The sequence below is a fragment of the Agreia sp. PsM10 genome, assembly GCF_030433855.1.
Classification (GTDB): domain Bacteria; phylum Actinomycetota; class Actinomycetes; order Actinomycetales; family Microbacteriaceae; genus Agreia.
This window is the reverse complement of record NZ_JARUXC010000003.1, coordinates 287,182-311,365: the sequence shown is the minus strand read 5'-3', so window position 1 is coordinate 311,365 and position 24,184 is coordinate 287,182. Positions and strand designations below refer to the sequence as shown.

At 64.7% G+C, this 24,184-nt stretch carries 25 protein-coding genes and 4 tRNA genes; 16 read left to right on the top strand and 13 right to left on the bottom strand.

The window, feature by feature from the left end:
• Positions 1-16: 16 nt before the first annotated feature.
• A tRNA-Val gene (locus QCD70_RS05555) sits at positions 17-89 on the bottom strand.
• A 244-nt stretch (positions 90-333) separates the two neighbouring features.
• Here QCD70_RS05555 and QCD70_RS05550 point away from each other — a divergent pair.
• The 3 genes from QCD70_RS05550 to QCD70_RS05540 all read left to right on the top strand — a co-directional run bounded on the left by QCD70_RS05550 (position 334) and on the right by QCD70_RS05540 (position 650).
• A tRNA-Gly gene (locus QCD70_RS05550) sits at positions 334-405 on the top strand.
• Positions 406-458: 53 nt separating this feature from the next.
• A tRNA-Cys gene (locus QCD70_RS05545) sits at positions 459-532 on the top strand.
• A gap of 46 nt (positions 533-578) precedes the next feature.
• Positions 579-650 (top strand) — tRNA-Val (locus tag QCD70_RS05540).
• 266 nt (positions 651-916) lie between these two features.
• Here QCD70_RS05540 and QCD70_RS05535 read toward each other — a convergent pair.
• The 12 genes from QCD70_RS05535 to QCD70_RS05480 all read right to left on the bottom strand — a co-directional run bounded on the left by QCD70_RS05535 (position 917) and on the right by QCD70_RS05480 (position 10,290).
• Positions 917-4,003, bottom strand: coding sequence for a phage tail tape measure protein (locus tag QCD70_RS05535; RefSeq protein WP_301214145.1), 3,087 nt, complete (start codon positions 4,001-4,003; stop codon positions 917-919).
• A 206-nt stretch (positions 4,004-4,209) separates the two neighbouring features.
• Positions 4,210-4,428 (bottom strand): hypothetical protein, encoded by a 219-nt coding sequence (locus QCD70_RS05530; RefSeq protein ID WP_301214144.1) that lies wholly within the window; start codon positions 4,426-4,428, stop codon positions 4,210-4,212.
• A 34-nt stretch (positions 4,429-4,462) separates the two neighbouring features.
• Positions 4,463-4,825, bottom strand: coding sequence for a P27 family phage terminase small subunit (locus QCD70_RS05525; protein ID WP_301214143.1), 363 nt, complete (start codon positions 4,823-4,825; stop codon positions 4,463-4,465).
• Positions 4,826-5,090: 265 nt separating this feature from the next.
• Positions 5,091-5,942, bottom strand: coding sequence for a phage major capsid protein (locus tag QCD70_RS05520; protein ID WP_301214142.1), 852 nt, complete (start codon positions 5,940-5,942; stop codon positions 5,091-5,093).
• Between the two features lie 168 nt (positions 5,943-6,110).
• Complete coding sequence (locus QCD70_RS05515; RefSeq protein WP_301214141.1) at positions 6,111-6,677, bottom strand: hypothetical protein; 567 nt, start codon at positions 6,675-6,677, stop codon at positions 6,111-6,113.
• Positions 6,670-6,900: a hypothetical protein gene (locus tag QCD70_RS05510; protein ID WP_301214140.1), complete on the bottom strand. Its 231-nt coding sequence runs from the start codon at positions 6,898-6,900 to the stop codon at positions 6,670-6,672. Before QCD70_RS05510 ends, QCD70_RS05515 begins: the two co-directional genes overlap by 8 nt.
• Positions 6,901-7,105: 205 nt before the next feature.
• Positions 7,106-7,510, bottom strand: a complete 405-nt coding sequence (locus tag QCD70_RS05505; protein ID WP_301214139.1) for a hypothetical protein — start codon at positions 7,508-7,510, stop codon at positions 7,106-7,108.
• A gap of 214 nt (positions 7,511-7,724) precedes the next feature.
• Positions 7,725-8,078, bottom strand: a complete 354-nt coding sequence (locus QCD70_RS05500; RefSeq protein WP_301214138.1) for a helix-turn-helix domain-containing protein — start codon at positions 8,076-8,078, stop codon at positions 7,725-7,727.
• Positions 8,079-8,263: 185 nt separating this feature from the next.
• Complete coding sequence (locus QCD70_RS05495) at positions 8,264-8,506, bottom strand: hypothetical protein (RefSeq protein ID WP_301214137.1); 243 nt, start codon at positions 8,504-8,506, stop codon at positions 8,264-8,266.
• 5 nt (positions 8,507-8,511) lie between these two features.
• Positions 8,512-8,712, bottom strand: coding sequence for a helix-turn-helix domain-containing protein (locus QCD70_RS05490; RefSeq protein ID WP_301214136.1), 201 nt, complete (start codon positions 8,710-8,712; stop codon positions 8,512-8,514).
• A 179-nt stretch (positions 8,713-8,891) separates the two neighbouring features.
• Positions 8,892-10,082 (bottom strand): tyrosine-type recombinase/integrase, encoded by a 1,191-nt coding sequence (locus QCD70_RS05485; protein WP_301214135.1) that lies wholly within the window; start codon positions 10,080-10,082, stop codon positions 8,892-8,894.
• A complete protein-coding gene (locus tag QCD70_RS05480; RefSeq protein ID WP_301214134.1) occupies positions 10,063-10,290 on the bottom strand; it encodes a hypothetical protein in 228 nt (75 codons plus the stop codon). The genes QCD70_RS05485 and QCD70_RS05480 overlap by 20 nt, the downstream gene beginning before the upstream one ends.
• A gap of 418 nt (positions 10,291-10,708) precedes the next feature.
• On the opposite strand from QCD70_RS05480, the gene thrS reads away from it, so the two are divergent.
• The 13 genes from thrS to QCD70_RS05415 all read left to right on the top strand — a co-directional run bounded on the left by thrS (position 10,709) and on the right by QCD70_RS05415 (position 24,178).
• Positions 10,709-12,631, top strand: coding sequence for a threonine--tRNA ligase (gene thrS / locus QCD70_RS05475; RefSeq protein ID WP_301214235.1), 1,923 nt, complete (start codon positions 10,709-10,711; stop codon positions 12,629-12,631).
• Positions 12,631-13,194 (top strand): HIT family protein, encoded by a 564-nt coding sequence (locus tag QCD70_RS05470; RefSeq protein ID WP_301214234.1) that lies wholly within the window; start codon positions 12,631-12,633, stop codon positions 13,192-13,194. The genes thrS and QCD70_RS05470 overlap by 1 nt, the downstream gene beginning before the upstream one ends.
• Before the next feature lie 42 nt (positions 13,195-13,236).
• Positions 13,237-14,154: a pyridoxal 5'-phosphate synthase lyase subunit PdxS gene (gene pdxS, locus QCD70_RS05465; protein ID WP_301214133.1), complete on the top strand. Its 918-nt coding sequence runs from the start codon at positions 13,237-13,239 to the stop codon at positions 14,152-14,154.
• On the top strand, positions 14,144-14,767 hold the full coding sequence (pdxT, locus tag QCD70_RS05460; RefSeq protein ID WP_301214132.1) for a pyridoxal 5'-phosphate synthase glutaminase subunit PdxT: 624 nt from the start codon (positions 14,144-14,146) through the stop codon (positions 14,765-14,767). Before pdxS ends, pdxT begins: the two co-directional genes overlap by 11 nt.
• A gap of 33 nt (positions 14,768-14,800) precedes the next feature.
• Positions 14,801-15,442 carry a hypothetical protein gene (locus QCD70_RS05455; RefSeq protein ID WP_301214131.1) on the top strand — a complete coding sequence of 214 codons (642 nt, stop codon included), beginning with the start codon at positions 14,801-14,803 and terminating at the stop codon, positions 15,440-15,442.
• Positions 15,443-15,483: 41 nt separating this feature from the next.
• Positions 15,484-16,248, top strand: coding sequence for a YebC/PmpR family DNA-binding transcriptional regulator (locus QCD70_RS05450; protein ID WP_055928891.1), 765 nt, complete (start codon positions 15,484-15,486; stop codon positions 16,246-16,248).
• A 13-nt stretch (positions 16,249-16,261) separates the two neighbouring features.
• Complete coding sequence (gene ruvC, locus QCD70_RS05445) at positions 16,262-16,852, top strand: crossover junction endodeoxyribonuclease RuvC (protein WP_301214130.1); 591 nt, start codon at positions 16,262-16,264, stop codon at positions 16,850-16,852.
• Entirely contained in the window at positions 16,849-17,466 is a 618-nt protein-coding gene (ruvA, locus tag QCD70_RS05440) for a Holliday junction branch migration protein RuvA (RefSeq protein ID WP_301214129.1), read from the top strand. The genes ruvC and ruvA overlap by 4 nt, the downstream gene beginning before the upstream one ends.
• Positions 17,463-18,515: a Holliday junction branch migration DNA helicase RuvB gene (ruvB, locus tag QCD70_RS05435; RefSeq protein ID WP_301214128.1), complete on the top strand. Its 1,053-nt coding sequence runs from the start codon at positions 17,463-17,465 to the stop codon at positions 18,513-18,515. The genes ruvA and ruvB overlap by 4 nt, the downstream gene beginning before the upstream one ends.
• A 116-nt stretch (positions 18,516-18,631) precedes the next feature.
• Positions 18,632-19,036, top strand: coding sequence for a preprotein translocase subunit YajC (yajC, locus tag QCD70_RS05430; RefSeq protein WP_301214127.1), 405 nt, complete (start codon positions 18,632-18,634; stop codon positions 19,034-19,036).
• Between the two features lie 85 nt (positions 19,037-19,121).
• The gene (secD, locus tag QCD70_RS05425) at positions 19,122-20,837 is read left to right on the top strand and encodes a protein translocase subunit SecD (protein ID WP_301214126.1); all 1,716 of its coding nucleotides are present in this window, start codon (positions 19,122-19,124) and stop codon (positions 20,835-20,837) included.
• Positions 20,837-21,868 (top strand): protein translocase subunit SecF, encoded by a 1,032-nt coding sequence (secF, locus tag QCD70_RS05420; protein WP_301214125.1) that lies wholly within the window; start codon positions 20,837-20,839, stop codon positions 21,866-21,868. The genes secD and secF overlap by 1 nt, the downstream gene beginning before the upstream one ends.
• A 57-nt stretch (positions 21,869-21,925) precedes the next feature.
• Positions 21,926-24,178 (top strand): RelA/SpoT family protein, encoded by a 2,253-nt coding sequence (locus QCD70_RS05415; protein ID WP_301214124.1) that lies wholly within the window; start codon positions 21,926-21,928, stop codon positions 24,176-24,178.
• Positions 24,179-24,184: the final 6 nt, after the last annotated feature.

Below are 24,184 nucleotides of genomic sequence, written 5' to 3'. Positions count from 1 at the left end.
CAGGGCTTCCGACGGGTGGGCGATACCGGACTCGAACCGATGACCTCTTCGGTGTGAACGAAGCGCGCTACCAACTGCGCCAATCGCCCGTCACGCGCCGCACGAAGCAGCGCGGAATGATCCTAGCCGACGCGACGGCCGCATCGCACATCGACGCTCGGATCCGGCCCGACACGCCCGGGAAGCGGGGTGCACACGGGTCGCCCGTTCGGCATGATTACCGGGGACGAAAGCGGTTCGGATGCCGTTTGTGACGCCCCGCGGATGCCTCGGTTTGGCCAAGCCGCGATCTATCGGCTAGAGTCTTCAACGCACGCTGAAAAGCGAGCAAATGCGGATGTGGCGCAGTGGTAGCGCATAACCTTGCCAAGGTTAGGGTCGCGAGTTCGAATCTCGTCATCCGCTCGAGTGAGAAGATTCACGACATGCAGTTCTAATGTCGTGTAGCTCAAATGAATGGTGGCGTGGCCGAGAGGCGAGGCAGCGGCCTGCAAAGCCGTCCACACGGGTTCAAATCCCGTCGCCACCTCCACTCAACAGGGTTTCACAGACTCAGTCTCCGAGTGAGACGAACGAATGGGCGATTGGCGCAGCGGTAGCGCGCTTCCCTGACACGGAAGAGGTCACTGGTTCGATCCCAGTATCGCCCACAGAGAAACCCCCGGGAAACCGGGGGTTTTCCTCGTTTCTGGGGGGTCGTGCTACATACGTGCTACTTCACTTCTTCCTTCAACCTCTCGCATTCATCACAGATGAACAGTTCGGGCGTGTCGCCGGTCGGTTGAATGAGAACTCCCGTGAATGGTCCGTGCTCGGGGCAGTCTCTCGGCGTGATATCTCGTGTCGTCATGGCGTCACGCTACCGCCCCGCAAACACGAATAGCGCCCCCACCTCGAAAGGTGGGGGCGCTGGTGTCTAGCGGAGTGCTTTATCGAACTTTCGAGCGATACGGTCGGTCAGCGCGTCTTCGTCCATCCCGGGGGCGGCGTGGATGGTGAAACTGTTGTTTACTGTCGTCGTGCTGCCGCCTGTTGTGGAGCCTTGCGAGCTGCGGAGGTAGGTCGGGGTCCCGTACACGCCGTTATCGCCCCACGATGGCTCCTGGCCCGCGTTGATGGCGATCAGGTCGGAGAGATGCGCGGCGGTCTGCCTCGCGTTCACAACGAACTCACCGGGGGAAAGGTTCGCCTTCACCTTGTCGTCACGAGATCCGCCGGGGCCGGTGACGACTCCATTGCCGAACCATGAGGGCGAACCGCCGGCCATGTTCGGGATCAGCCCACCGTCGGCCTTGCTCGTCGCGGCATCAACTACCGCCGAGATCGCGACGGAGATCGACTTGAACGTGTCGAGCGAATCGAGCGCGGTCTGCACGCTGTTGATGGACGCGACTGCTGCGTCCGTCTTGGCCGTAACCGTGACTTCGGGTTTGATTGACTCGATTGTGATGCCGTAATCGGTCATGATCTGGTCGACCGTGGAAGTCCCGTTCGCGAGCTTCGTCGCGATCTCCATCGCGGCGCCCTGCCCGAGCTGCGCGCCTGCCGCGGCGATCACCGGAGCGGCGTTGTTGAGGGTGCTCGCGAACTGGCCCGTGGCGCCGGCCGCGCGCTGCCCGAAGTTCGCTTCGACGACCGCAAGCTGTTCGTCCGTCATCGTGTTGAGGAGCGCCACCTGGTCGGCACCCTCGGGGCCGAGGTCACGCAGTTCATCGATCATTCCGGTAGACACACGCCCAGAGAGGGCGATCATGTTCGCTTCCCAGTTGGTCTGCGCGTCGACCTGCCTCTGCAGGTCGGCCATGTAGTCCTCGATCGACACGCTCATGCCGTCGTAGAAGTCGCCCCATTCCTGAGCGGGCTCATCCGGGTTGGCTTCGTTCCACGCATCCGCGAGGCCTTCGGCCGCGGCCTTGTTCTTCTCGCGGACGTTGTCCATGATCGAACCGAGATCGACGAACGCAGCGTCGGCGTCCGAGGTCGCCTCGATCCATTTCGCGAGCGCTTCCGATGCCTCTTCGGATGCCTGTGCCTGTGCCTGCGTGCTGTCGGCTAGCGCGGTGGTGCCGTCCGTAAGAGTCTTCGTGGCGTAGAGCCCGGTTCCCTGGGCTAGCTCGAGAAGTCGCTGCTTGTTGACGGCGTCATCTGTGGTGTCGACGTTGATGCCCAGCGCCTCCGCTTGGGTACGGAGTCCGGCTTCGTAGCCCTCGGTTGCCCGGAGGAGTCGCCACTGTGACTGCTCGCTGCCGTCGGTCTTCTCCACGAGAAGAGAGAAGGCTTTCTGGGCTGCTGGGAGGTTTGTTTCTGCCAGGGTGCCCAGTTGCCCGCCGATGGCTTTTAGCGCCTTCTCCGCGTCGCTGAACGCGTATCCTTCGACGCCAGACGGCGCGCCACCGTTGTTGAGGGCACCCCAGAAGTCCTTCGACCGAGCTGCGGTGATGTCCAGAACGCCATCAAGGTTCTCGAGCTTCGCGGCTGCACGGTTGAACGAATCCGATCCCGACTCGACATTCGCGATTCCGCTTTTCAGGATCGCCGTGCCGCTTGACGCGCGCTCGAGCGCCGCATCCATCTTCGCGAGCTCGGCCGTCGACGGTTTCAGGCTCGCTTCGAACATCTGGAACAGGCCAACGAGGAGCGAGAGCGCGAGGGCACCGCGACCGATCGCACCGAGAGCAGAGGTGACCCGGCCCACGTTCGCGGCCACACCTGGTGCGGTCTCGCTGATCGTTGCGAGAGCCGCCCGGAACGCGAGAACCTTCGGGACTCCCAGGATGAATGCGCCTGTCGCGATGAGGAGACCGGCACCGAGCGCGCCGAGGACGAGCGTTGTCGCGAGCACAGGTGCGGGCACGGCCCCGACGACGTCGAGGAGCCCCGTGGCACCCTGGACAAGTCCGCGGAGGATGTCGTTCGCGCCGGATCCGGCTTTGATGAAGTCGCCCTCGAGGGTGGCGTTGAATTTCTTCCAGTCGCCATCGAGGTTGTTCAGCTTCGCCGTCGCCATCTCCTCGGCGTAACCGGCATCGTTGACCATGTCGGTCCACTTCTCGATTCCGGCCGCGCCCTGCTGGTAGAGCACGGTTGCGGATCGAATCGCGTCCTGGCCGAAGATGATCGAGAGCGCCGCCTGCCGGTTCTCGTCGCTCACTCCCTTGAAACTGGTCTGTAGGGCACCTGCCGCGGCGCTGAGGCCAATGAAGTGGCCTTCCCCGTCGTAGAGGTCGAGGTTGTACTTAGCCATCTCCTTGGCCGCAACACCCGTAGGCGACGCCATGGAGAGAAGCATCGACTTGAACGACGTACCGGCGTCCGAACCGATCAGGCCCGCGCTGGCGAACGCACTCAGCCCGCCGACTGTCTCATCTAGGGAAAGACCGAACTGGCTGGCGACGAGCCCGGACTGTCGAAGTGCCGCTGCGAGGTCTGAGACTTCACCGACGGCTTTGCCCGCACCCGCGGCGAGGAGGTCGGCGATGTGGGGGACGTCCTTGCCAGAGAGCCCAAACTGGGTCATGGCGATGGCCGCGGTCTCGGCAGAGTCGCCCACGCTCATGTTCCCGGCCGCGGTGAGTGTCAGGGCACCGTTTAGAGCGCCACCCATGATGTCGGCGACCTCTACGCCGGCCTTCTTGAGGTCGGTTGCGCCGGCGATCGCGTCGGATGCACCTACACCGTATTTCTTGCCGAGGGTAACCGCCGTGTCGCCGAGCTGCGAGAGGGTCGCGTCCGACACTTGGGCCACGGCGTCGAAGCCAGACAGCGCCTTGTCGTAGCGCGCATATGCGGTTACCACCAGGGCCACACCAGCGCCGATAGCGAGACCGCCGACGAGAAAGCCTTGGCCGACCTTCTGCACAGCCTGCTGCATCGCCTCTTGACGATTAGCCGTAGCAACGGTCTCGGCCCCGTAGGCCTGAACTCGTTCCCTGGCTAGATCGATGTTCTTGTTGTGCTCCGCGACGTTGGCGGTAAGTCTGATCGCGATAGTGCGGTCGGTCATGTGGATTCCTTCGAAGTGTTGGGGTCGCCCGGGATCCGGGTACGACAAAGCGAGCGAGACCCGTAGGCGTGTGACTGCCGTCTACGGGGCTCGCTCGAGGCGCTGGCAGGTCATCGCGACGAAAGGAGGGTCGCTCGCTAGCCATCCGTTCCGGTGCTCCGAGAAATGACGAACTCGGCGGTGCGGTTGACGCTGTGAGGAGAAATTCAGGGCTGGAAGAGGTGCCGTTGTTCCCAGCTCAACCCGTGGGCTTGCAGGAACTCGGCTTCGGGAACGTTCTTCGGCTTGGTGGTGCAGGTGGCGAGGAAAGCGCGACGAGCCGTGGCATTTTCCGCTCGAGCCGTGCCGTACTCATCGTTTGTGAGGTCGCCGGCGAGAAGCGCCAGCCGCCAAGCGCGGGGAGAGATTTCGAGCGCGGCAGGCATCACATTTCCGGTCGCGGCCTTCGGAACGCGGCGCCTAGGCACGGTTCCGCTTGCTGTGCCGAGCATTCGCGGCGGCTCGCCCATGGATCGACGCGAGCGTTTGAAGAGACGCAACCGAGTCGATGCTGTCGAGGTTCAGAATCCCCATCAGACGGGCGAGCGACTGCTGTTGCTGCCTCAGTTCGGCCACGGCCGGATTTATGACGCTCTGTCCCTGTGAGCCCGTGATCATGACGCCGTCGCGCTCGATCGCGTCTGCGAGAGCGTCGATTGTGTCGACTGTGCGGCATGTTTCGAGCAGAACGGGCGTTTCGTGGGGGTCGAATTCGGCTTCGCGTTGGAGATCGCGCCAGAGTTTGCGGCCTCGATCCTTGAGAATTCGGGGGATAACTGCCATGGCCTCGGCCTTTCGGGGGCTGGAAAAAATGGGATGCGGGCATGCATGCCAGGGGCAAAGCCCTCCGTGGCGGTGATCTGCTGTATCAACATCGGGGGATACCCCCCACATCGGGGGTCAGCTGTCTGGCCGCTCGCAGTGCGTTGGCTGGGAGCCGTCAGGGTGCCGGGTGCGTGTGCCCTGTGGTGTGCGGTAGGTGCTGAGATGCGAGAAGGTCTCGCGCTCGTGGTGTGTGAGCGTGAGACCTTCTCGTGTGTGCTGGTGGCTAGGACGTGAGCTTGATGCGAGCGATGCTCTTCGGGTGGCTGTACCCGAAGCCCACGCGGCTGAGTACGCGCACTGCTACCTCGTCGGTCTGGTGGAAGACGCTGCGATCCAGGTCGATGGTCGTGCCTTTACGAACGACAATGTGGAGGTTCTGTGCGTCGATACCGTAGATGGTGCCCGCGGGCACCCGCAGCGAGGTGAACAAGGGGAGGCCTGACAGCACGCGCTTGGTGGGGCTGGTGGCATCCGTAGCCAAGAGCGGTTCGTTGCTTCCGGCTTCCTTCTTGAGCTTGGCGATGATCTTCGCATCAGCGGGGTTCGCGATGAAGGATGTCAGCGTGCCGCCGGCGGTGTCGACGTCGTAAACGGCATCGGAGAACGGATCTACATTCGTCCATGCGGCACCGGCGCTCAGTGTCGTGAGGGCCGCATCGTTGAAGGCGCCCAGTCCCTTGGGGATGTTGCCCGCGCCGTCTGCGGAGCCGAACAGAGCTGCGTCGATGATGTCAGCGAGCGCCCGCGAGCCCGACAGTCCAACGTTCTCGGCTGCACCCGGGTCCGAGTCGTCCACGAGCTCAGCCGACAGGCGAGAGTATGCAATGGTCTTCTTGGGCTTGACGATCTCTTCGCCGGTGCCGATGTTGCTCTCTGTCGCGGGCTGGGCCTCACCGACCCATGCGGCCTGCAGCTCGCTAGTTACCAGGGGGATGCGGAACTCATTGCGCTCGGTGACGTGCGTTACGCCTACTCGGAGCGCAACGGAGAGTTTCGAAGCCGTGGCGACGACGAGCTGACCGTAGTCGGTGGGGGTCCAGGTCTTTACGAAAGAGGTGGTGGTGGAGGTAGCCATGAATGGGCCTTCTGCTGATGCGCGGCGGGCGCGCCGATGATGGGGGGAATGCAAGAGGCTCCGCCTCGAATTGCGTTTCTGCCCCACCGGGGCCGTTCACTGACTAGTTCAGACCGCCGGCCGTGGAACTAGTACCTCACTAGTATACACGACCGGCGGCGGATTATATCACTTCTGTTCCACGAATTCCGACCATGTCGGCTGATCTGGGTGAGTCTGCGCCGGAAGGTGTGCCCCCTGCGCGATGCCCCCCTGGAATCTCCCGATTCCGAGCGTCGATCGCGCATGAGTTACGGCCTGTCGAACTGCGTCCGTGTTCACGGTGCCGTCCTCGGCGAGTAGGCCAGCGATATCGGCACCCGCGGCCCAGAACGCGTTCGTCTTGATGCCTTCTCTGGTCACCTGCTCTTCGATGATTTGGCGCTGCAATCCTTCAACCGCTGCCGCTGCCGTGTCTCGCTCCTGCGTGACGCTACGAATCTGGTCGCGATACTTGAACTTGATGCGTTCGCGCCACGCCGTCGACCCTTTGTCGTCGGCGCTATCCTCGGCGTCTTCGATGTCGTTGTCGTCGGTGGCGTCGTTCTCGTCTTCGTCGACCTGCTCAGCGGTGGCATCCGTCGTTGAGTTGCGCTCGAGCTCGGCCGCGGCCTGATTGAACTCAGACTTTAGAAAGTGGTCGGTGAACTCCTCGGGCTCGAATTCGGCGGGAGCTGCCTGGGGGGCATCAGTCATTGTGGGAATCCTTCGTTTTGGTGTTGGGTCTTGTATCCATGAATTTCCGTACGTCTGCGCGCCAGGTGTCGAGGTCGCTCAGCGCCCTGGTCAGGACAGCTACGGTGTTTTCCGCCGCATGAAGTTTGAGCTCGAGCTGGGCATTCTTGCGTCTGAAATAGTCGACGCTGTTTTCTGCGTTCCGTGCTCGGCGGATGAGCAACGCGGGCGGGGTGTCGGTCATCGATCGCGTCCGTCTGCGTCGTGTCGTGTATTGATTGCCCCGGCTAGATCGGTCTGCCACGTGGTCAGGTGCTCGAGTGCGGCGCGCACCGCCATGAGCTTCTTTTCCGCGTTCCTGGCCCTACTCCGGTATTGCCGTTTCGACGCACGTTCTGATTCGATAACGGCGAGAAGACGAGCGCGCTCTTCCACATCCATAGGGGTACTCAATCGATCACCCCGTGCTCGCCGTCAATCATCCGCTGTCGCTCGAGGATCGGAGCGAGCTCGGCGGCAGCGAACTGAGTTTTCTTGTCGTGGTCGACCAAATCGACCTTGGCTAGGGCTGTCTTCATGTCGGAGCCGTTGAGGAGACCGCCGACGGCGTGCCATCCGAGGATGCCGGCGACTTCGGCGTAGAAGGCGGAGCGTTCGCGGTCGGTGCGCACGTGGCGGAGAGAGCCGTGTCTGAGAATGGTGAGGGGGTCGCCGGCTTCACCATTGATGAGCAGATCACGGACGATGGCTGAGGCGGTCGAATGAGTCGCGGCGTCGCGCCGGCTGTCTCGGGGACTTGTCATGTTTGCCTTTCGAGGGGGATGGATATTTCGTTTTGGGTTTGTCGGCCCCATGGGCCTAGTCACTAGATCACTGGTCACTCACTGGTCACTCACTGATAAGCGGCCACCGTGGCAGGTGCGATTGGCCAATCTGGCCGCTTCACGTGGCCAAGGTGGCATTCGGTTTGGCCACGGTGGCAGGTGGTTTCAAGACCAAGCACTTTTTGGCCAATCTGGCAGGTAGTGCACCGGCCAAATTGGCAGGTCTTGGCCAAGGTGGCAGGTGTTAGGTGTTGTACCGTTTCCACTCAGCGTCCTGCGCTCGGAAAGCAGGACCGACGTTCAGCACATACACGTTGTTCAGCCACTTGCCGCTCTTGCTCTTTCGCGTCTTGTGAATCTCAATCGCCCCGATGTTCTCGAGGGACTTGAGATGTCGACGTACCGAGCGCAAACCCTGGCAGGTTTCCTCTGCGATGAGCTCTTGCCCCGGGAAGGCATAGCCCTCCTCTGCGTTCTCCATCTCAGCCAGGAACGCGAGCGTCAGCTTCTCTTGGGGGAGTAGCGGAACCTGTGCGCCGGTCTCCGGGTCGGGATAGGTGAGCACCTTCCACGCCCACTTTCGTGCCGAAATTGTCATGCGTGCCCTTCTTGCCCATATTCAGTTGTGTTGATGTCACGACCAATCGGGGCCGGTCCGTTCTGCCTGCGCAGCAGCTTCCAGAAGGCGGGTAGCCAGCCGGCGCGCCTGGTCTGGTGATAGTTCTTCCTGGGCCGTGGAACCTTTGAGGCTCACGTTCGAATTGATGACTTGCACGAGCATGGTCAGCCTCTCCGGCGCTTGAGTCGGCCACGGATGTTTTTGCCCGTTCGGGTCATCTGGAAGTTGTAGAGCGTTAGCACGGGCGCCAGGTTGGCGGCGTCTATCCAGAGCGTGAAGCCAGACGAGTCAGTGATGGCGTAGTCACCCGGCATGAGGCGTCGAACGACGGCTTCGCCCGTGGGATCCCGATACGTCAGAGAGTTGATGCCCAGCGCCGCAGTGGCTTCCGGGTTGGTGGTCGACACGCGCGCTAGTCAGCTATGTCGATGTACTGCAGCGGTCGACCGAGGGCACGCACCGAGTCGAGATTCACTCGAATCAGGCGCGGGCCGAACCGGTACGCCTCGACTTTCCCGTCGGAGATGTAGCGCCTCATGGTCTGCTTGGTTACGCCGCCGATCTCGGCGCCCTCCTGCAGCGTTCCTTCGTTCTTGTAGCGGGTGCTGGACATGCGTTCTCCTTCGATATGAAAAGCAACGATTGGCCGTCGCGGCCGATCCTTGCGGCCCGTGGGAATAGGTATGTAACCCCACTTACAGCTCTTGTTTTCAATATAGAAGGCACGAGAACACGTGTTCGAATTTAGCCCCCTAGCGCACTTTTGCGCGGAGGAACATTAGAAGATATGTTCTATTTGGGTGCCGCGAGTTCGCTCATCCGAGCCGCGAGTTCTTCGTCACGGCCAGCCGTGTGCTGGTATCGCATTGCCGCCTCCACCGTCGAGTGTCCAAGGCGTTCTTGGATCTCCTTGAGGGTGGCTCCGGTTTGGGCGAATCGAGTTGCACCGTAGTGACGGAGGGCATGGAATGGCATGTCTTCGCGTCCTGCTGCTCGTCGTGCCGGATACCAGTGCTTGACGAACGTCGACTGGGCAAGATGCGAGATGCCATCAGCCGCGGGGAAGAGCAGTGAATCCGGTTCCGGCCCCACGTTCTCCCGGAGATGCTGCACAATCACGTCGTTCATGTGTGGGGGGAGCGTCACTACGCGCACGCCCGCCTCGCTCTTGGTTTTACCAACAATGAATCCGAGGCCCGTGGTGTGAGTGACTGCCCTCGAGACACCTATCGTGACGCTCTTCACTGAGCCCTCGAGGGTCGTCACGAGGATGTCTTTTCGGCGCAGCTCGGTCAACTCCCCGAAGCGGCAGCTTGCCCATGCCGCGATCGCAACAGCGGCAACATATCGGGGCGTGATCGAGTCGAAGATCGTCTGGAGTTGCGTCGGCGTGGGTGGCGTCACCTTGCGGCCCGTTGTTGCGTTTTGCGCGCCGCGCACCATGCAGGGATTCACTTTGATGATGCCATCTTGCGCCGCCGTAGCGAGGATGGAATTTAGGAGACCATACGCTCGAGCGGCCTGGGTCTTCTTGCCGGTAGCCATCTGGTCGGAATACCAGTCCCGAACGGCCGCGGGGGTGAGGCTAGTCACTCGCTGGTCCGCGAATGCCGCCAACGACGAACGCAACAACCGTTCGTTCTCCACCCGCGTCCGCGGTCTCAGAGGTTCACCGTGGCGATTGATGCGGGTTGCGATCCAGCGCTCGGCGTATGGGCCGAACGTGACGCCCTTCGCCTTCTGCCCCGCTTCCGTGCGCGCCGCATCCGTCGCGCTCCATTGGCCCTGATGAATCGACGCCTGTTGAATCGCGAGCCAGCCGCGGGCGTCGGTCTTCGTGTCGAAGGTGTGCGGCGCCAGATAGCGTTTCCCGTCCAGCCCGGTGTACGAAGCTTGGAACCGCTTACTCGGGAGCTCCCGCACCCACCCGAACGCCGCGCGGCCCTTTTGCGGCTTGCGGCCTTTACTCGTCGACGTCGTCACCGAACACCACTTCGAAAACCTCGGAGAACGTGACCGGCCAGGTTGCGAGCACGGATGCGATGAACTGCGCGTTCGGGGGAGTCTTCCCGTTCAGAATCGAGTGGGTCTCGTGTTCGTCCATACCGATGGCGGCGGCGAAGAGCTCGAGCTCGGCCGGCGCGACGGTGTCGAGACTTGCGGTGCGGATTGCGAGTGTGCTAGTGGTCATTTTGTCCCCCTCAGTAGTCGTATCGACGCTCTGGGCGCGTCAATTCCGTGCTGTAACGTGCTACATCCTGTGATAACTCATGGTCAGATGTGAACAACAGTGACGCTAGCACGGTGGGGGTCACATGCGCTTTATTCCGGCGATTGCGGGACAAGAATGGCGGAGATTCAGGCATCGGCCCAGTAACCTAAATACTGGTTCGATCCCAGTATCGCCCACAGAACGAAAAGCCCCCGGGAGACCGGGGGCTTTCGTCGTTAATGCCATCTGAGGGGCATGGGCCGTCCGAGGGGCACGAGCCGTCTGGAGCGACCTGTCTGCGCCCGGCACTACAGTGGATAGGTCGGTGACATAACGAGGAGCAGGACTGAACGTGGTTGACGGATTCGAACTCTTTCCGGACCGGTCGATCGTGGCCATGAGGGTGAACGGCGATCTGCGCGACCTCGCCACGACGGTCGATGCGGGCGACGATGTGCAGCCCGTCGCCATCGATTCCGCCGACGGCCTCGACATCCTGCGTCACTCGGCCGCCCACGTGCTCGCCCAGGCCGTGCAGACCATCAACCCCGAGGCGAAGCTCGGCATCGGTCCGCCCATCACCGACGGCTTCTACTACGACTTCGACGTGGCCGAGCCGTTCACCCCCGAGAACATCAAGGCCATCGAGAAGGCCATGGAGCGCATCATCCGTCAGGGTCAGCGCTTCACCCGCCGCGTCGTCACCGAAGACGAGGCCCGCGCCGAGATGGCCGGCGAGCCCTACAAGCTCGAGCTGATCGGACTCAAGGGCGCTCCCGAAGAGGAGACGGCAGACGAGTCCGTCGAGGTCGGGGGAGCCGAGCTCACCATCTACGACAACGTCGATCCCAAGACGGGGGAGACCCTGTGGAAGGACCTGTGCCGAGGTCCGCACCTGCCGTCGACCCGCCTCGTCGGCAACGGCTTCTCCATCACACGCCTCGCTGCCGCGTACTGGCGCGGATCCGAGAAGAACAAGCAGCTCCAGCGCATCTACGGAACCGCGTGGCCGAGCAAAGACGAGCTGCGCGCGTATCAGGCGCGCCTTGAAGAGGCGGCCAAGCGCGACCACCGCAAACTCGGCAACGAACTCGACCTCTTCTCGTTCCCCGACGAGATCGGATCGGGCCTCGCCGTCTTCCACCCGAAGGGCGGCATCATCCGTCGTGAGATGGAGGACTACTCGCGCCGCAAGCACGAGGAGGAGGGGTACGACTTCGTCTACACCCCCCACATCACCAAGGCGCACCTCTTCGAGCAGTCCGGTCACCTCGGCTGGTACGCCGACGGCATGTTCCCCCCGATGCACCTCGACGAGGGCCGCAACGACGAGGGCGAGATCACTCGCCAGGGCGCCGACTACTACCTCAAGCCCATGAACTGCCCGATGCACATCCTCGTGTACCGCTCCTCGGGCCGCTCGTATCGAGACCTGCCCCTCCGCCTGTTCGAATTCGGCACCGTCTATCGCAACGAGAAGTCGGGAGTGGTGCACGGCCTGACCCGCGTGCGCGGTCTCACCATGGACGACGCGCACATCTTCACATCGCGCGAGAATATGAAAGAGGAGCTGACGAAGACCCTCAACTTCATCCTCGCGCTCCTCCGCGACTACGGCCTGACCGACTTCTACCTGGAGCTCTCGACCAAAGACCCGGAGAAGTACGTCGGAGACGACGACGTCTGGGAGGAGGCGACCGCGACCCTGGCCGAGGTCGCCGCCGAATCCGGCCTCGAGCTGGTGCCCGATCCGGGCGGGGCCGCGTTCTACGGCCCGAAGATCTCGGTGCAGGCGCGCGACGCCATCGGCCGCACCTGGCAGATGTCGACCGTGCAGCTCGACTTCAACCTGCCCGAGAGATTCGAGCTGGAGTACACGGCGTCGGACGGCACGAAGCAGCGGCCCGTCATGATCCACCGTGCCCTCTTCGGCTCGATCGAGCGCTTCTTCGGGGTGCTCACCGAGCACTACGCGGGCGCGTTCCCGGTCTGGCTCGCGCCGGTTCAGGTCGTGGGAATCCCGATCGCGGAACAGTACGAGGACTACCTCGCGGAGGTCGTCTCGACGCTCAAGAAGCAGGGCGTGCGTGCCGAGCTCGACGTGTCGGCCGACCGCATGCAGAAGAAGATCCGCAACCACACGCTCCAGAAGGTGCCGTTCCTCCTCATCGCCGGCGAGGAGGACAGGGCTCGCGGTTCGGTGAGCTTCAGGTTCCGCGACGGAACGCAGGAGAACGGTGTGCCGATCGCCGACGCCGTCGCCCGCATCCGTGCTGCCATCGACTCACGAGCGCAGGTCACCACCCAGGGACAGGCGTGATTCCCGCAGACCGCGAGTTTCCCGACGTTCCCGTCGAACGATCGGGCTCCTTCGCCGCCGTTCCCGACGCCTACCAGCGCCTGTGGACCCCGCACCGCATGGTCTACATCGAGAACGGGCCCGTGTCCGGCGAGGAGAGCTGCCCGTTCTGCCGCGCCCCGCAGCTGAGCGATGAAGAGGCGCTCATCGTCCACCGTGGCGAGCACGCCTACGTCCTCCTCAATCTCTTCCCGTACAACAGCGGCCACCTCCTGGTCTGCCCCTATCGCCACGTCTCCCTCTACGACGACGCCACCGAGGCCGAGGTCGTGGAGATCGCGGCGCTCACCCAGACGGCGATGAGGGTCGTTCGAGAGACGTCGCAGTGCCACGGCTTCAACATCGGCATGAACCAGGGCCGGGTCGCGGGTGCGGGCATCGCCGACCACCTGCACCAGCACATCGTGCCCCGGTGGTCGCAGGACGCCAACTTCTTCCCGATCATCGCCCAGACCAAGGCACTGCCCCAGCTGCTCGGAGACGTTCGCTCGTCGATCGCAGCGGCCTGGCCCACGGCGGCCTAGACACACATCACCCCGAGTAGAATCGGGCCCGAGAGGACACCAATGAGCACCGTAGAGACACCTTCCCAGAATGGCCGTTCCGAGCATGGATCGAGCCGCGTCAAGCGCGGCCTCGCCGAGATGCTCAAGGGCGGCGTGATCATGGACGTCGTCAACGCCGAGCAGGCGAAGATCGCCGAAGAGGCGGGCGCCGTGGCCGTCATGGCCCTCGAGCGCGTTCCCGCCGACATCCGCTCGCAGGGCGGCGTGGCGCGCATGAGCGACCCCGACCTCATCGACGGCATCATCGGCGCCGTCTCCATCCCCGTCATGGCGAAGGCGCGCATCGGCCACTTCGTCGAGGCCCAGGTGCTGCAGGTGCTCGGCGTCGACTACATCGACGAGTCCGAGGTTCTGAGCCCCGCCGACTACGTCAACCACATCGACAAGTGGAAGTTCCAGGTTCCGTTCGTGTGCGGTGCGACCAACCTCGGTGAGGCCCTGCGCCGCATCAACGAGGGCGCGGCCATGATCCGTTCCAAGGGCGAGGCCGGCACGGGAGACGTGTCCGAGGCGACGAAGCACATCCGCAAGATCAAGTCGGAGATCGCCGCCCTGTCGTCGATGTCGAAAGACGAGCTCTACGTGGCCGCGAAGGAGCTCCAGGCTCCCTACGACCTCGTCGTCGAGATCGCCGAGACGGGCACGCTTCCCGTGGTGCTGTTCACCGCCGGCGGTGTGGCCACCCCGGCCGACGCGGCCATGATGATGCAGCTGGGAGCCGACGGCGTGTTCGTGGGTTCGGGCGTCTTCAAGTCGGGCAACCCCGCAGAGCGCGCGGCCGCCATCGTCAAGGCGACCACCTTCTACGACGACCCGTCGGTCGTGGCCGAGGTCTCGCGCGGTCTGGGCGAGGCGATGGTCGGCATCAACGTGGCAGACGTGCCGGCTCCCCACCGCCTCTCCGAGCGTGGCTGGTAGCGTCGGCGCCGCCCCGCGCGTCGGAGTCCTTGCGCTGCAGGGCGATTTTCGGGAACACCTGAGTGTGCTCCGGTCGCTCGGGGCGGACGCCGTTCCTGTGCGTCGCCCCGAGGAGATCGCCGATCTCGACGGCCTGGTGATTCCGGGCGGCGAGTCGAGCGTCATGGACAAGCTGTCCCGGGCATTCGGACTCGCCGAACCTCTGAAGTCGGCCATCGCCGCCGGCCTCCCCGTGTACGGCACGTGTGCCGGCCTGATCATGCTGGCCGACACCGTGCTCGACGCGATAACCGGCCAGCAGACCCTCGGAGGCCTCCCGATCTCGGTGAGGCGCAACGCGTTCGGCAACCAGATCGATTCGTTCGAGACCGACCTCGCGATCCCCGAGCTCGGAGATCCGGCCGTGCACGCCGTCTTCATCCGCGCACCCGTCGTCGAGGCCGTCGAAGACGGAGTCACCGTACTCGCGCAGCTCGACGACGGCCGCATCGTGGCGGTCGAGTCGCAGAACCTGCTCGGAACGGCCTTCCATCCCGAGGTCACCGGCGACACGAGGTTCCATCAGTACTTCCTGCAGAAGGTTCGAGATCGGGTCGTCCTCCCGGCCGACTGAGCACAGCCGCCGATTCGTCGCCAAGATGGACGCATGACTCTGTACTCCGACTTCGCTCGTCGACGAACCCTCCAGGTGCTGGCAGACTGCGCAGCCGTCCTCGGCATCGTCGGATCCGTCGTGCTGGGCGTGACCCTGCACGGCGCGATCCTGGCGTTGCAGGAGGTGGGAACGCGCCTCGCCGACGCGGGCTCGAGCTTCGAATCGACCATGAGCGAGATCAGCGAACGGCTGGGCCAGGTGCCCTTGATCGGAACCGGGATCAGGGCTCCCTTCGACGAGGCATCCGGTGCCGGCGGCACGCTTCAGGAGGTCGGCCGAGCGCAGCAGGAAGCCACCCAGCAGCTCGCCGTCGGGGTGGGCCTGGCTGTCTCCGTGATCCCGATTCTCGCCATCCTGCTGCTCTGGCTCGTTCCCCGCATTCGCTTCGCGCGCCGGGCCCGCTGGGCACTCGCCGCATCCTCGACGCCCGCCGGAATCGACCTGCTCGCCTCTCGGGCACTCTCCACGAGGCGCCTGCCCGACATCCTGAAGGCGCATCCGGATGCCGCGGGCGGGTGGCGTCGACACGACCCGGATGCGGTGCGTGCGCTCGCCAGTCTCGAGCTCCGCGCATGCGGCCTCCGACCCGAGCGGGCGGCGGTTCTCCGGGGCCAGGGCACGGCCCTCGCTTAGACTGGTCGTTGATTCGACGACAGTACGCAGGGAGCAGAACAGTGTCCGGGCATTCCAAGTGGGCGACCACCAAACACCAAAAGGCCGTCAAAGACCAGCGCCGAGCAAAGTCGTTCGCCAAGCTGATCAAGAACATCGAGGTGGCCGCCAAGATCGGCGGTGCCGATGTCAACGGCAACCCGACCCTCGTCGACGCCATCCAGAAGGCCAAGAAGACCTCGGTTCCGATCGACAACATCAACCGGGCCGTCAAGCGCGGGGCAGGGCTCACCGGCGAGTCCGTCGACTACCAGACCATCATGTACGAGGGCTACGGCCCCAACGGCGTCGCCCTTCTCATCGAGTGCCTCACCGAGAACCGCAACAGGGCGGCCGCAGAGGTGCGCACCGCCATGAGCCGTAACGGCGGGGCTATGGCAGACCCCGGAAGCGTGGCCTACAACTTCGCGCGCAAGGGAGTCATCGCCGTGCCCCACGCAGACGGCGTGACAGAGGACGACGTGCTTCTCGCGGTGCTCGACGCCGGGGCCGAAGAGGTCATCGACCACGGTGCGCAGTACGAGATCGTGACCGACCCCAGCGAGCTCGTCGCCAACAGGGAGGCCCTCCAGTCCGCCGGCATCGAGTACGACTCGGCCGACGTCGAATTCGTCGCCTCCCTCAAGGTCGAGGTCGACGCGGAGGGCGCGCGCAAGGTGTTCAAGCTCATCGACGCCCTCGAGGACAGCGATGACGTGCAGAACGTCTACAGCAATGTCGACCTCAGCGACGACGTGCGCGCCGAACTCGACACCGACGAGGAGTAGGACCCGCCCCGACGTGCGCGTACTCGGAATCGATCCAGGGCTCACCCGCTGCGGCGTCGGTGTCGTCGACGTCACGGCGAACAGGGTCGCGACCCTGGTGGCGGTCACGGTCGTGCGCACCCCTCCGACGATGGACCTCGACCAGCGGCTGCTCGGCATAGCCCTCGGGCTCGATGAGCTGATCGCCGAGCACCGGCCCGAGAGCATCGCCATCGAGCGTGTCTTCGCGCAGCACAACGTGAGCACGGTGATGGGCACGGCGCAGGTGAGCGGCATCGCACTCCTGGCGGCCGCTCGGCACGGCATCCCGGTGAGCCTGCACACGCCGACCGAGGTCAAGGCCTCGATCACGGGTTACGGTCAGGCCGAGAAAAGGCAGGTCGGCACGATGGTCGCCAAGATCCTCGGACTCGCCGAGATCCCCAAACCGGCCGATGCCGCCGACGCCCTCGCCCTGGCGATCTGCCACGCGTGGCGCTCGCCCGCGACCTCCAGCGCCCGCCCCTCGGCCGACGCGGCATCCGGTTCGGGGATGACCCGCGCGCAGCAGGCGTGGCGCGCCGCAGAGAAAGCGGCCGGGGCGCCCCGTAGGCTGGCACGGTGATTTCCGCCCTTCGAGGAACAGTTCTCCGCGTGAGCGGTTCATCCGCCGTCATCGAGGTCGGCGGCGTGGGACTCGACGTCACCCTCACGCCTGCGCACACCCTCTCTCTGCGAGTGGGGCACGAGGCCTCCGTGGTGACGAGCCTGATCGTGCGCGAGGACTCGCTGTCGCTGTTCGGCTTCGTCGACCACGACTCTCTCGATCTCTTCACCTTGCTCACGGGAGTCACGGGCGTCGGACCGAAGTCCGCGATGGGCGTGCTCGCAGAGCTGTCGCCCGCCCAGATCGCCATCGCCGTCGCCCAGGAGGACGACGCCGTGTTCCGCAGGGTGTCGGGCATCGGGCCCAAGACCGCGAAGCTCATCGTTCTGTCGCTGGCGGGCAAAGTCGCCGTCTACGCGGCGGCTCCCCCCGTGGCGAAGCACATCGAGTCGACGGTGCGCGATGACGTGCTCGCCGCCCTGGTCGGTCTCGGATGGAACGAGAAGGCGGCCGAGGCAGGGTTGGATGCGGTGCTCCTGCACGCCGCAGACGACGAGGCCGCGTCGGTTCAGGCGCTTCTGCGTCTCGCCCTCACGGAACTCGGCCCGCGCAACCCGGGAGGTGCACGATGACCCCCGCCGATTCGGCACTGCCGCGCGATGCGAGCCCGATCGTGAACCCCGAGCCGCTGTCGGAGGGCGAGATCGCCTTCGAAGGCGCGCTGCGACCCAAGAGCCTGGCGGAGTTCGTCGGGCAGGCCCGTGTACGCGGGCAGCTCCAGCTCCTCATCGAGGCCGCCGGAATCCAGAACAGGACTCCGGACCACATCCTTCTGGCCGGACCTCCCGGGCTCGGCAAGACCACGCTCGCCATGATCGTGGCCCATGAGAGCGACCGGCCGCTCCGGCTGACCAGCGGTCCCGCCATCCAGCACGCGGGCGACCTCGCGGCCGTGCTCTCCTCGCTCGTTCCCGGCGAAGTGCTCTTCGTCGACGAGATCCACCGCATGGCGCGCACGGCGGAGGAGATGCTGTACCTCGCCATGGAGGACTTCCGCATCGACATCATGGTCGGCAAGGGCGCGGGGGCGACCTCGATTCCGCTCGACCTGGCGCCCTTCACCCTCGTCGGCGCGACGACCCGCTCCGGGCTGCTGCCGAACCCCCTCCGAGACCGGTTCGGCTTCACCGCGCACCTCGAGTTCTACTCCACGGAGGAGCTCGTGCACGTGCTTCGGCGCGCCGCCGCGCTGATCGAGCTGTCGATCGACGAGGCGGCGCTGATCGAGATCGCGCAGCGCTCCCGCGGAACGCCGCGCATCGCCAACCGCCTGCTGCGTCGAGTGCGCGACTACGCCCTCGTGCACGGCGGACGGGCGAGCACCGCTGTCGTGGATGCGGCGCTCGAGCTCTACGACGTCGACGTCCTCGGTCTCGACCGGCTCGACCGGGCCGTCATGGACATTCTCATCACCCGCTTCAACGGGGGGCCGGTAGGCCTGAGCACCCTCGCCGTGTCGGTGGGGGAGGAGGCCGAGACCATCGAGAGCGTCGTCGAGCCGTTCCTGGTGCGAGTCGGCCTCATCACGCGCACGCCGCGCGGTCGGGTCGCGACTCCGGCGGGCTGGCGGCACATGGGAATCGGGCGCCCGTCCGATTCCCTCTTCGACGATGACCTATAATTCACTGTGGCCCATAGGCACGTCTTCAGGCGGCGTCACTAGTATGAAGCCCACAATCACCCCCCATTGCTGGAAGGCTCGACTTTTTCATGGCTTTTGATCCCCTAACCATTGGCATGCTGGCGGTACTGGCCATCCTCGTGTTCTTCATGTTCCGCAACAGCCGCAAGCGCCAGCGCGAGGCTGCAGAGCTGCAGCAGAAGGTCCAGGTCGGTGCCGACGTCATGACCAACTTCGGCGTCTTCGGAACGATCCTCGACATCGACGAGGAGAACAACAAGGTTCAGCTCGAGACGACCCCCGGAACCGTGCTGACGGTGCACCGCCAGGTCGTCACCCGCGTCATCGACGACCACGATGCAGACAACGGCGTCGACGAGTCCGACGACACCGTCGCCTCGACGACCGAGCCGGCATACGGCGAACGCGTCGAAGAGACCCACGAGGTCGAGGCGTCGTCCGACTCGACGCCCACCACCCCCGGCACGACGCCGTCGAAGACCGACAAAGTCGACGAGTAACCTTCCTCCTCCCAACCCCTCGCGCACCAGAGACACCCGGTCGATCACGGCCTCGGGCGTGCGCTAAAGAAAGCTGAGTTCGCCGGTGGCATCAACTCTTACCGCGGTCAAGCAGGCGTGGCGAACGCTCATCTGGCTCGTCGTGATCCTCGCAGTGCTTGCAGGAACCATCGCCGGAGGCGTGCTGTTGAACGCTCCCGGTGCCAGCTGGGGTCTCAAGCTCGGACTCGACCTCGAGGGTGGAACGCAGATCATCCTGGCGCCGAAGCTCGAGAGCGGCCAGCAGGTCAACGGCGAGCAGCTGTCGCAGGCCGTGTCGATCATCCGGCAGCGCGTCGACGCCTCGGGTGTCTCCGAGGCCGAGATCAGCACCCAGGGCGGACAGAACATCGTCGTCTCCATTCCCGGAACGCCCGACCAGGACACGCTGAACCGCATCGAGTCGTCGGCGAAGCTCGAGTTCCGTCCGGTGCTCGTCGCCGACGCCGCCCCGACCGCCGCGGTCACTCCCACGGCGACGCCGGCAGAGGGTCTCTCCGACACCCCCACGGTCGCTCCCACGAACGCCAGCGACCTGAACTGGATCACCCCCGCGTTGCAGGACGAGTTCACGAACTTCAGCTGCGGCTCGGATGACGCGCAGGACGCAGGACAGGCACCCGCCGACAAGCCGTTGCTGGCCTGCGACGACACCGGTGCGGCCAAGTACATCCTCGGGCCGGTCGAGGTGACCGGTGAGATGATCGCCGACGCGACCAGCGGCGTCGCCACCACCCAGACCGGCGCGTCGACCGGCCAGTGGGTCGTCAACATCGTCTTCGACGGTGAAGGCACCGAGAAGTTCGCCGAGGTCACGACGCGACTCAATGCCCTGACCGGTTCGCAGAACCAGTTCGCCATCGTGCTCGACGGCAAGGTCATCTCCGCGCCGACCACCAACGCCGTGATCACCGACGGCCGACCGCAGATCTCCGGGTCGTTCACCGAGGACACGGCCAAGTCGCTCGCCGACCAGCTGAAGTTCGGCGCACTGCCGATCGGATTCACCGTGCAGAGCAACGACTCCGTCTCTGCCACGCTCGGTTCCTCTCAGCTGCTCAGCGGTCTCATCGCCGGCCTCATCGGTCTGATCCTCGTCGTGATCTACTCGCTCTTCCAGTACCGCACCCTGGGTCTCGTCACCGTCGCCTCCCTCGTCGTCGCCGGAATCATGACCTACCTCGTGATCGCCCTCATGTCGTGGCGCATCGACTTCCGCCTCTCGCTCGCGGGCGTGGCAGGTCTGATCGTCGCCATCGGATTCACGGCCGACTCCTTCATCGTCTACTTCGAACGAATACGAGACGAACTCCGAGACGGCAAGGGACTGGCGTCCGCCGTCGAGGCCGGATGGCGTCGCGCCAAGCGCACCATCTACGCGGCCAAGGCCGTCAACCTCCTGTCCGCCGTGGTGCTCTACGTGCTGGCCGTCGGAAACGTGCGCGGTTTCGCGCTCACGCTCGGCGTCACCACCATCATCGACGTGCTCGTCGTCATCCTGTTCACGCACCCCGTGCTGCGCCTCCTCGCCACGACCAGGTTCTTCTCGAGCGGGCACAAGGCATCCGGTCTCGACCCGACCGCCCTGGGCGCCATCTACCGGGGGCGGGCGGAGTTCCGCAAGCCCGTCGAGGGTGTCGCCACCAAGAAGGCCGGCGCCGGACGCGAGGCCGCCATCCGGCAGACCATCGCCGAGCGCAAGGCAGCCCAGCTCACGGCTGAGAAGCCCGCCGATAGCAAGAATGACGGGAAGGACTCCTGATGGCCAGTTTCGCGCAGTTCGGAAACGACCTCTACACCGGCAAGCGGTCCTTCGACTTCATCAAGCATCGCCGCATCTGGTACTCCATCGCGATCGTGCTCATGATCGCCTCGGTGGCCATTCCTCTGATCAAGGGCGGATTCAACTTCGGCATCGAGTTCCGCGGCGGATCGCAGTTCGTCGTGAGCGAGGTCGCGAACACCCCGCAATCCGCAGCAGAGGATGCCGTCGCATCCGTCGTTCCGCAGGCTGTCGCCCGCGTCTCGACGCTGGGCGCATCCGGGCTCCGTGTCCAGACCGACCAGCTCACCGGCGACGAGACCAACGAGGTGCGCACGGCCCTGGCCGAGGCCTACAACGTTCCCGAGTCCGAGATCACGGCCTCGTTCATCGGCGCCTCGTGGGGCTCCGACGTGACCGGGCAGGCTATCCGAGGCCTGGTCGTCTTCCTCATCCTCGCGGGAATCGCGATGGCCATCTACTTCCGCACCTGGAAGATGTCGGCCGCCGCCATGCTCGCGCTTCTCCACGACCTCGTGCTCACGGCCGGCGTCTATGCCGCCACCGGGTTCGAGATCACACCGGCCGCCGTCATCGGCTTCCTCACCATCCTCGGCTACTCGCTGTACGACACCGTCGTGGTGTTCGACAAGGTTCGTGAGAACACCGCCCGACTGGGCAAGGATTCGCACCTCACGTTCGGTGAGGCCGTCAACCTCGCGGTCAACCAGACCCTGGTGCGATCGATCAACACGGCGGTCGTGGCGGCCCTGCCGGTCGCGGCCATCCTGTTCATCGGGGCGTTCGTGCTCGGCGCCGACACCCTCCGCGACATCTCCCTGGCACTCCTCGTCGGAATCCTCGTCGGCACATACTCCACGATTTTCGTCGCGGCGCCTCTCTACGCCCAGATGAGGGAGCACGAGCCGAAGATCAGGAAGCAGAACGAACGTACGCTCACCGAGCGCGCCCGCGCCTCGGCGGGTGCCCGTCCGACCGATGCTGTCATCGAGGGTCAGCCCACGGCGTAACCCGCGTGTACTCGACGACGTCGCGTACAGGGGATAATTGACCGTGGAGGCCCCACTATGACGGACAGCACGACGACGTCGAACGCCAGCCTGCGCCGTCTGGTTCCGCGCATCTTCTCGCGGGCCCAGCCGACCGGTGCCGTCGATGCGCTGATGCGCACGGTGCGCCTGAACCATCCCAAGGCAGACCTGACCGTCATCGAGCGGGCGTACGCCACGGCCGAACGTGCCCACGACGGGCAGAAGCGCCGCAGCGGCGAGCCGTACATCACGCATCCGGTCGCCGTCGCCCAGATCCTCGCCGATCTCGGCATCGGTTCGAAAACCGTGGCAGCGGCCCTCCTTCACGACACCGTCGAAGACACTGCGTACTCGCTCGACCAGCTTCGCGCGGACTTCGGCGACGAGGTCGCGATGCTCGTCGACGGCGTCACCAAGCTCGACAAGGTCAAGTACGGCGACAGCGCCCAGGCCGAGACCGTTCGCAAGATGATCGTCGCCATGTCGCGAGACATCCGAGTGCTGATCATCAAGCTCGCCGACCGCCTGCACAACGCGCGCACCTGGGGTTTCGTACCGGCGGCATCCGCCGAACGCAAAGCCAAGGAGACCCTCGAGATCTATGCGCCCCTGGCGCACCGCCTGGGCATCCAGACCATCAAGTGGGAGCTCGAGGACCTCAGCTTCGCCGTGCTCTACCCGAAGCTCTACGTCGAGATCGAGAACCTGGTGCGCCAGCGCACGCCCCAGCGCGAAGCCTATGTTCAGCAGGTCATCGACTCGGTCAACGACGACCTCAAGAGTTCGAAGATCCGCGGCAAGGTCGTCGGTCGTCCGAAGCAGTACTACTCGATCTACCAGAAGATGATCCTGCGCGGTCGCGACTTCGACGAGATCTACGACCTCGTCGGGATCCGGGTCCTCGTCAACTCACTGCGAGACTGCTACGCCGTCCTCGGATCGATCCATGCTCGCTGGAATCCCATCCCCGGTCGCTTCAAGGACTACATCGCGACGCCCAAGTTCAATCTCTACCAGTCGCTTCACACCACCGTCATCGGACCGGACGGTCGTGCCGTCGAGATCCAGATCCGCACCCACGAGATGCACCGGCAGGCCGAGTACGGCGTCGCCGCGCACTGGAAGTACAAGGAGCGCGTGAACGGTGGTCGCACCGCCCAGGTCGACCAGGGCGCCGACAACGACATGGCCTGGCTCGCGCGTATCTCCGACTGGCAGGCCGAGACGGTCGACCCGGGGGAGTTCCTCGACTCCCTGCGTTTCGAGATCGGCGCAAAAGAGGTCTATGTGTTCACCCCGAAGGGCAAGGTCATCGGTCTGCCCGCGGGCGCGACACCCGTGGACTTCGCGTACGCGGTGCACACCGAGGTCGGTCACCGCACGATGGGCGCGAAGGTCAACGGGCGCCTCGTGCCCCTCGAGTCGACGCTGAACAGCGGCGACTCCGTCGAGGTCTTCACCTCGAAGAATCCCGACTCCGGCCCGAGCCAGGACTGGCTCGCCTTCGTGCAGAGTCCGCGTGCGCGCAACAAGATCCGCCAGTGGTTCACCAAGGAACGACGCGACGAGGCGATCGAGCAGGGCAAAGACGCGATCGCGCGCGCGATGCGCAAGCAGAATCTGCCCCTCCAGAAGCTGATGAGCCAGGATTCGTTCGCAGAGGTCGCCTCGCAGATGCGATACGACAGCGTCTCGGGCCTCTACGCGGCGATCGGCGAGGGCCACGTCTCGACCCAGTCGGTGATCGAGAAGGTGCTCGCCGGCCTGCAGAACGAGGCGATCAGCGAGGACTCCGACCTCGATGTCGTCGTGCACGGGCGCCGACGCAGCAAGCTCAGCGACTCGGGCGTGCTCGTCAGAGGAGCACCCGACATCCTGGTGAAGCTCGCGAAGTGCTGCACGCCCGTTCCAGGCGACAAGATCGTGGGATTCGTGACGCGCGGCTCCGGCGTCTCGGTGCACCAGTCGGACTGCCACAACGTCGCCTCGCTGCTCACCGAGCCGGAGCGCATGATCGACGTGGAGTGGGCGCCCTCATCGAAGAGCCTGTTCCTCGTGCAGATCCAGGTCGAGGCGCTCGACCGTTCGGGGCTGCTCTCCGACGTGACGCGGGTTCTCTCCGAGCACCATGTGAACATCCTCTCGGCCACCGTCAACACCTCGTCCGACCGTCTCGCCATCAGCCGGTTCGTCTTCGAGATGGGCGACACCACGCATCTCGATCGGGTGCTGAATGCCGTGCGTCGCATCGACGCGGTCTACGACGTGTACAGGGTCAGCGACGGCTGACGCCGT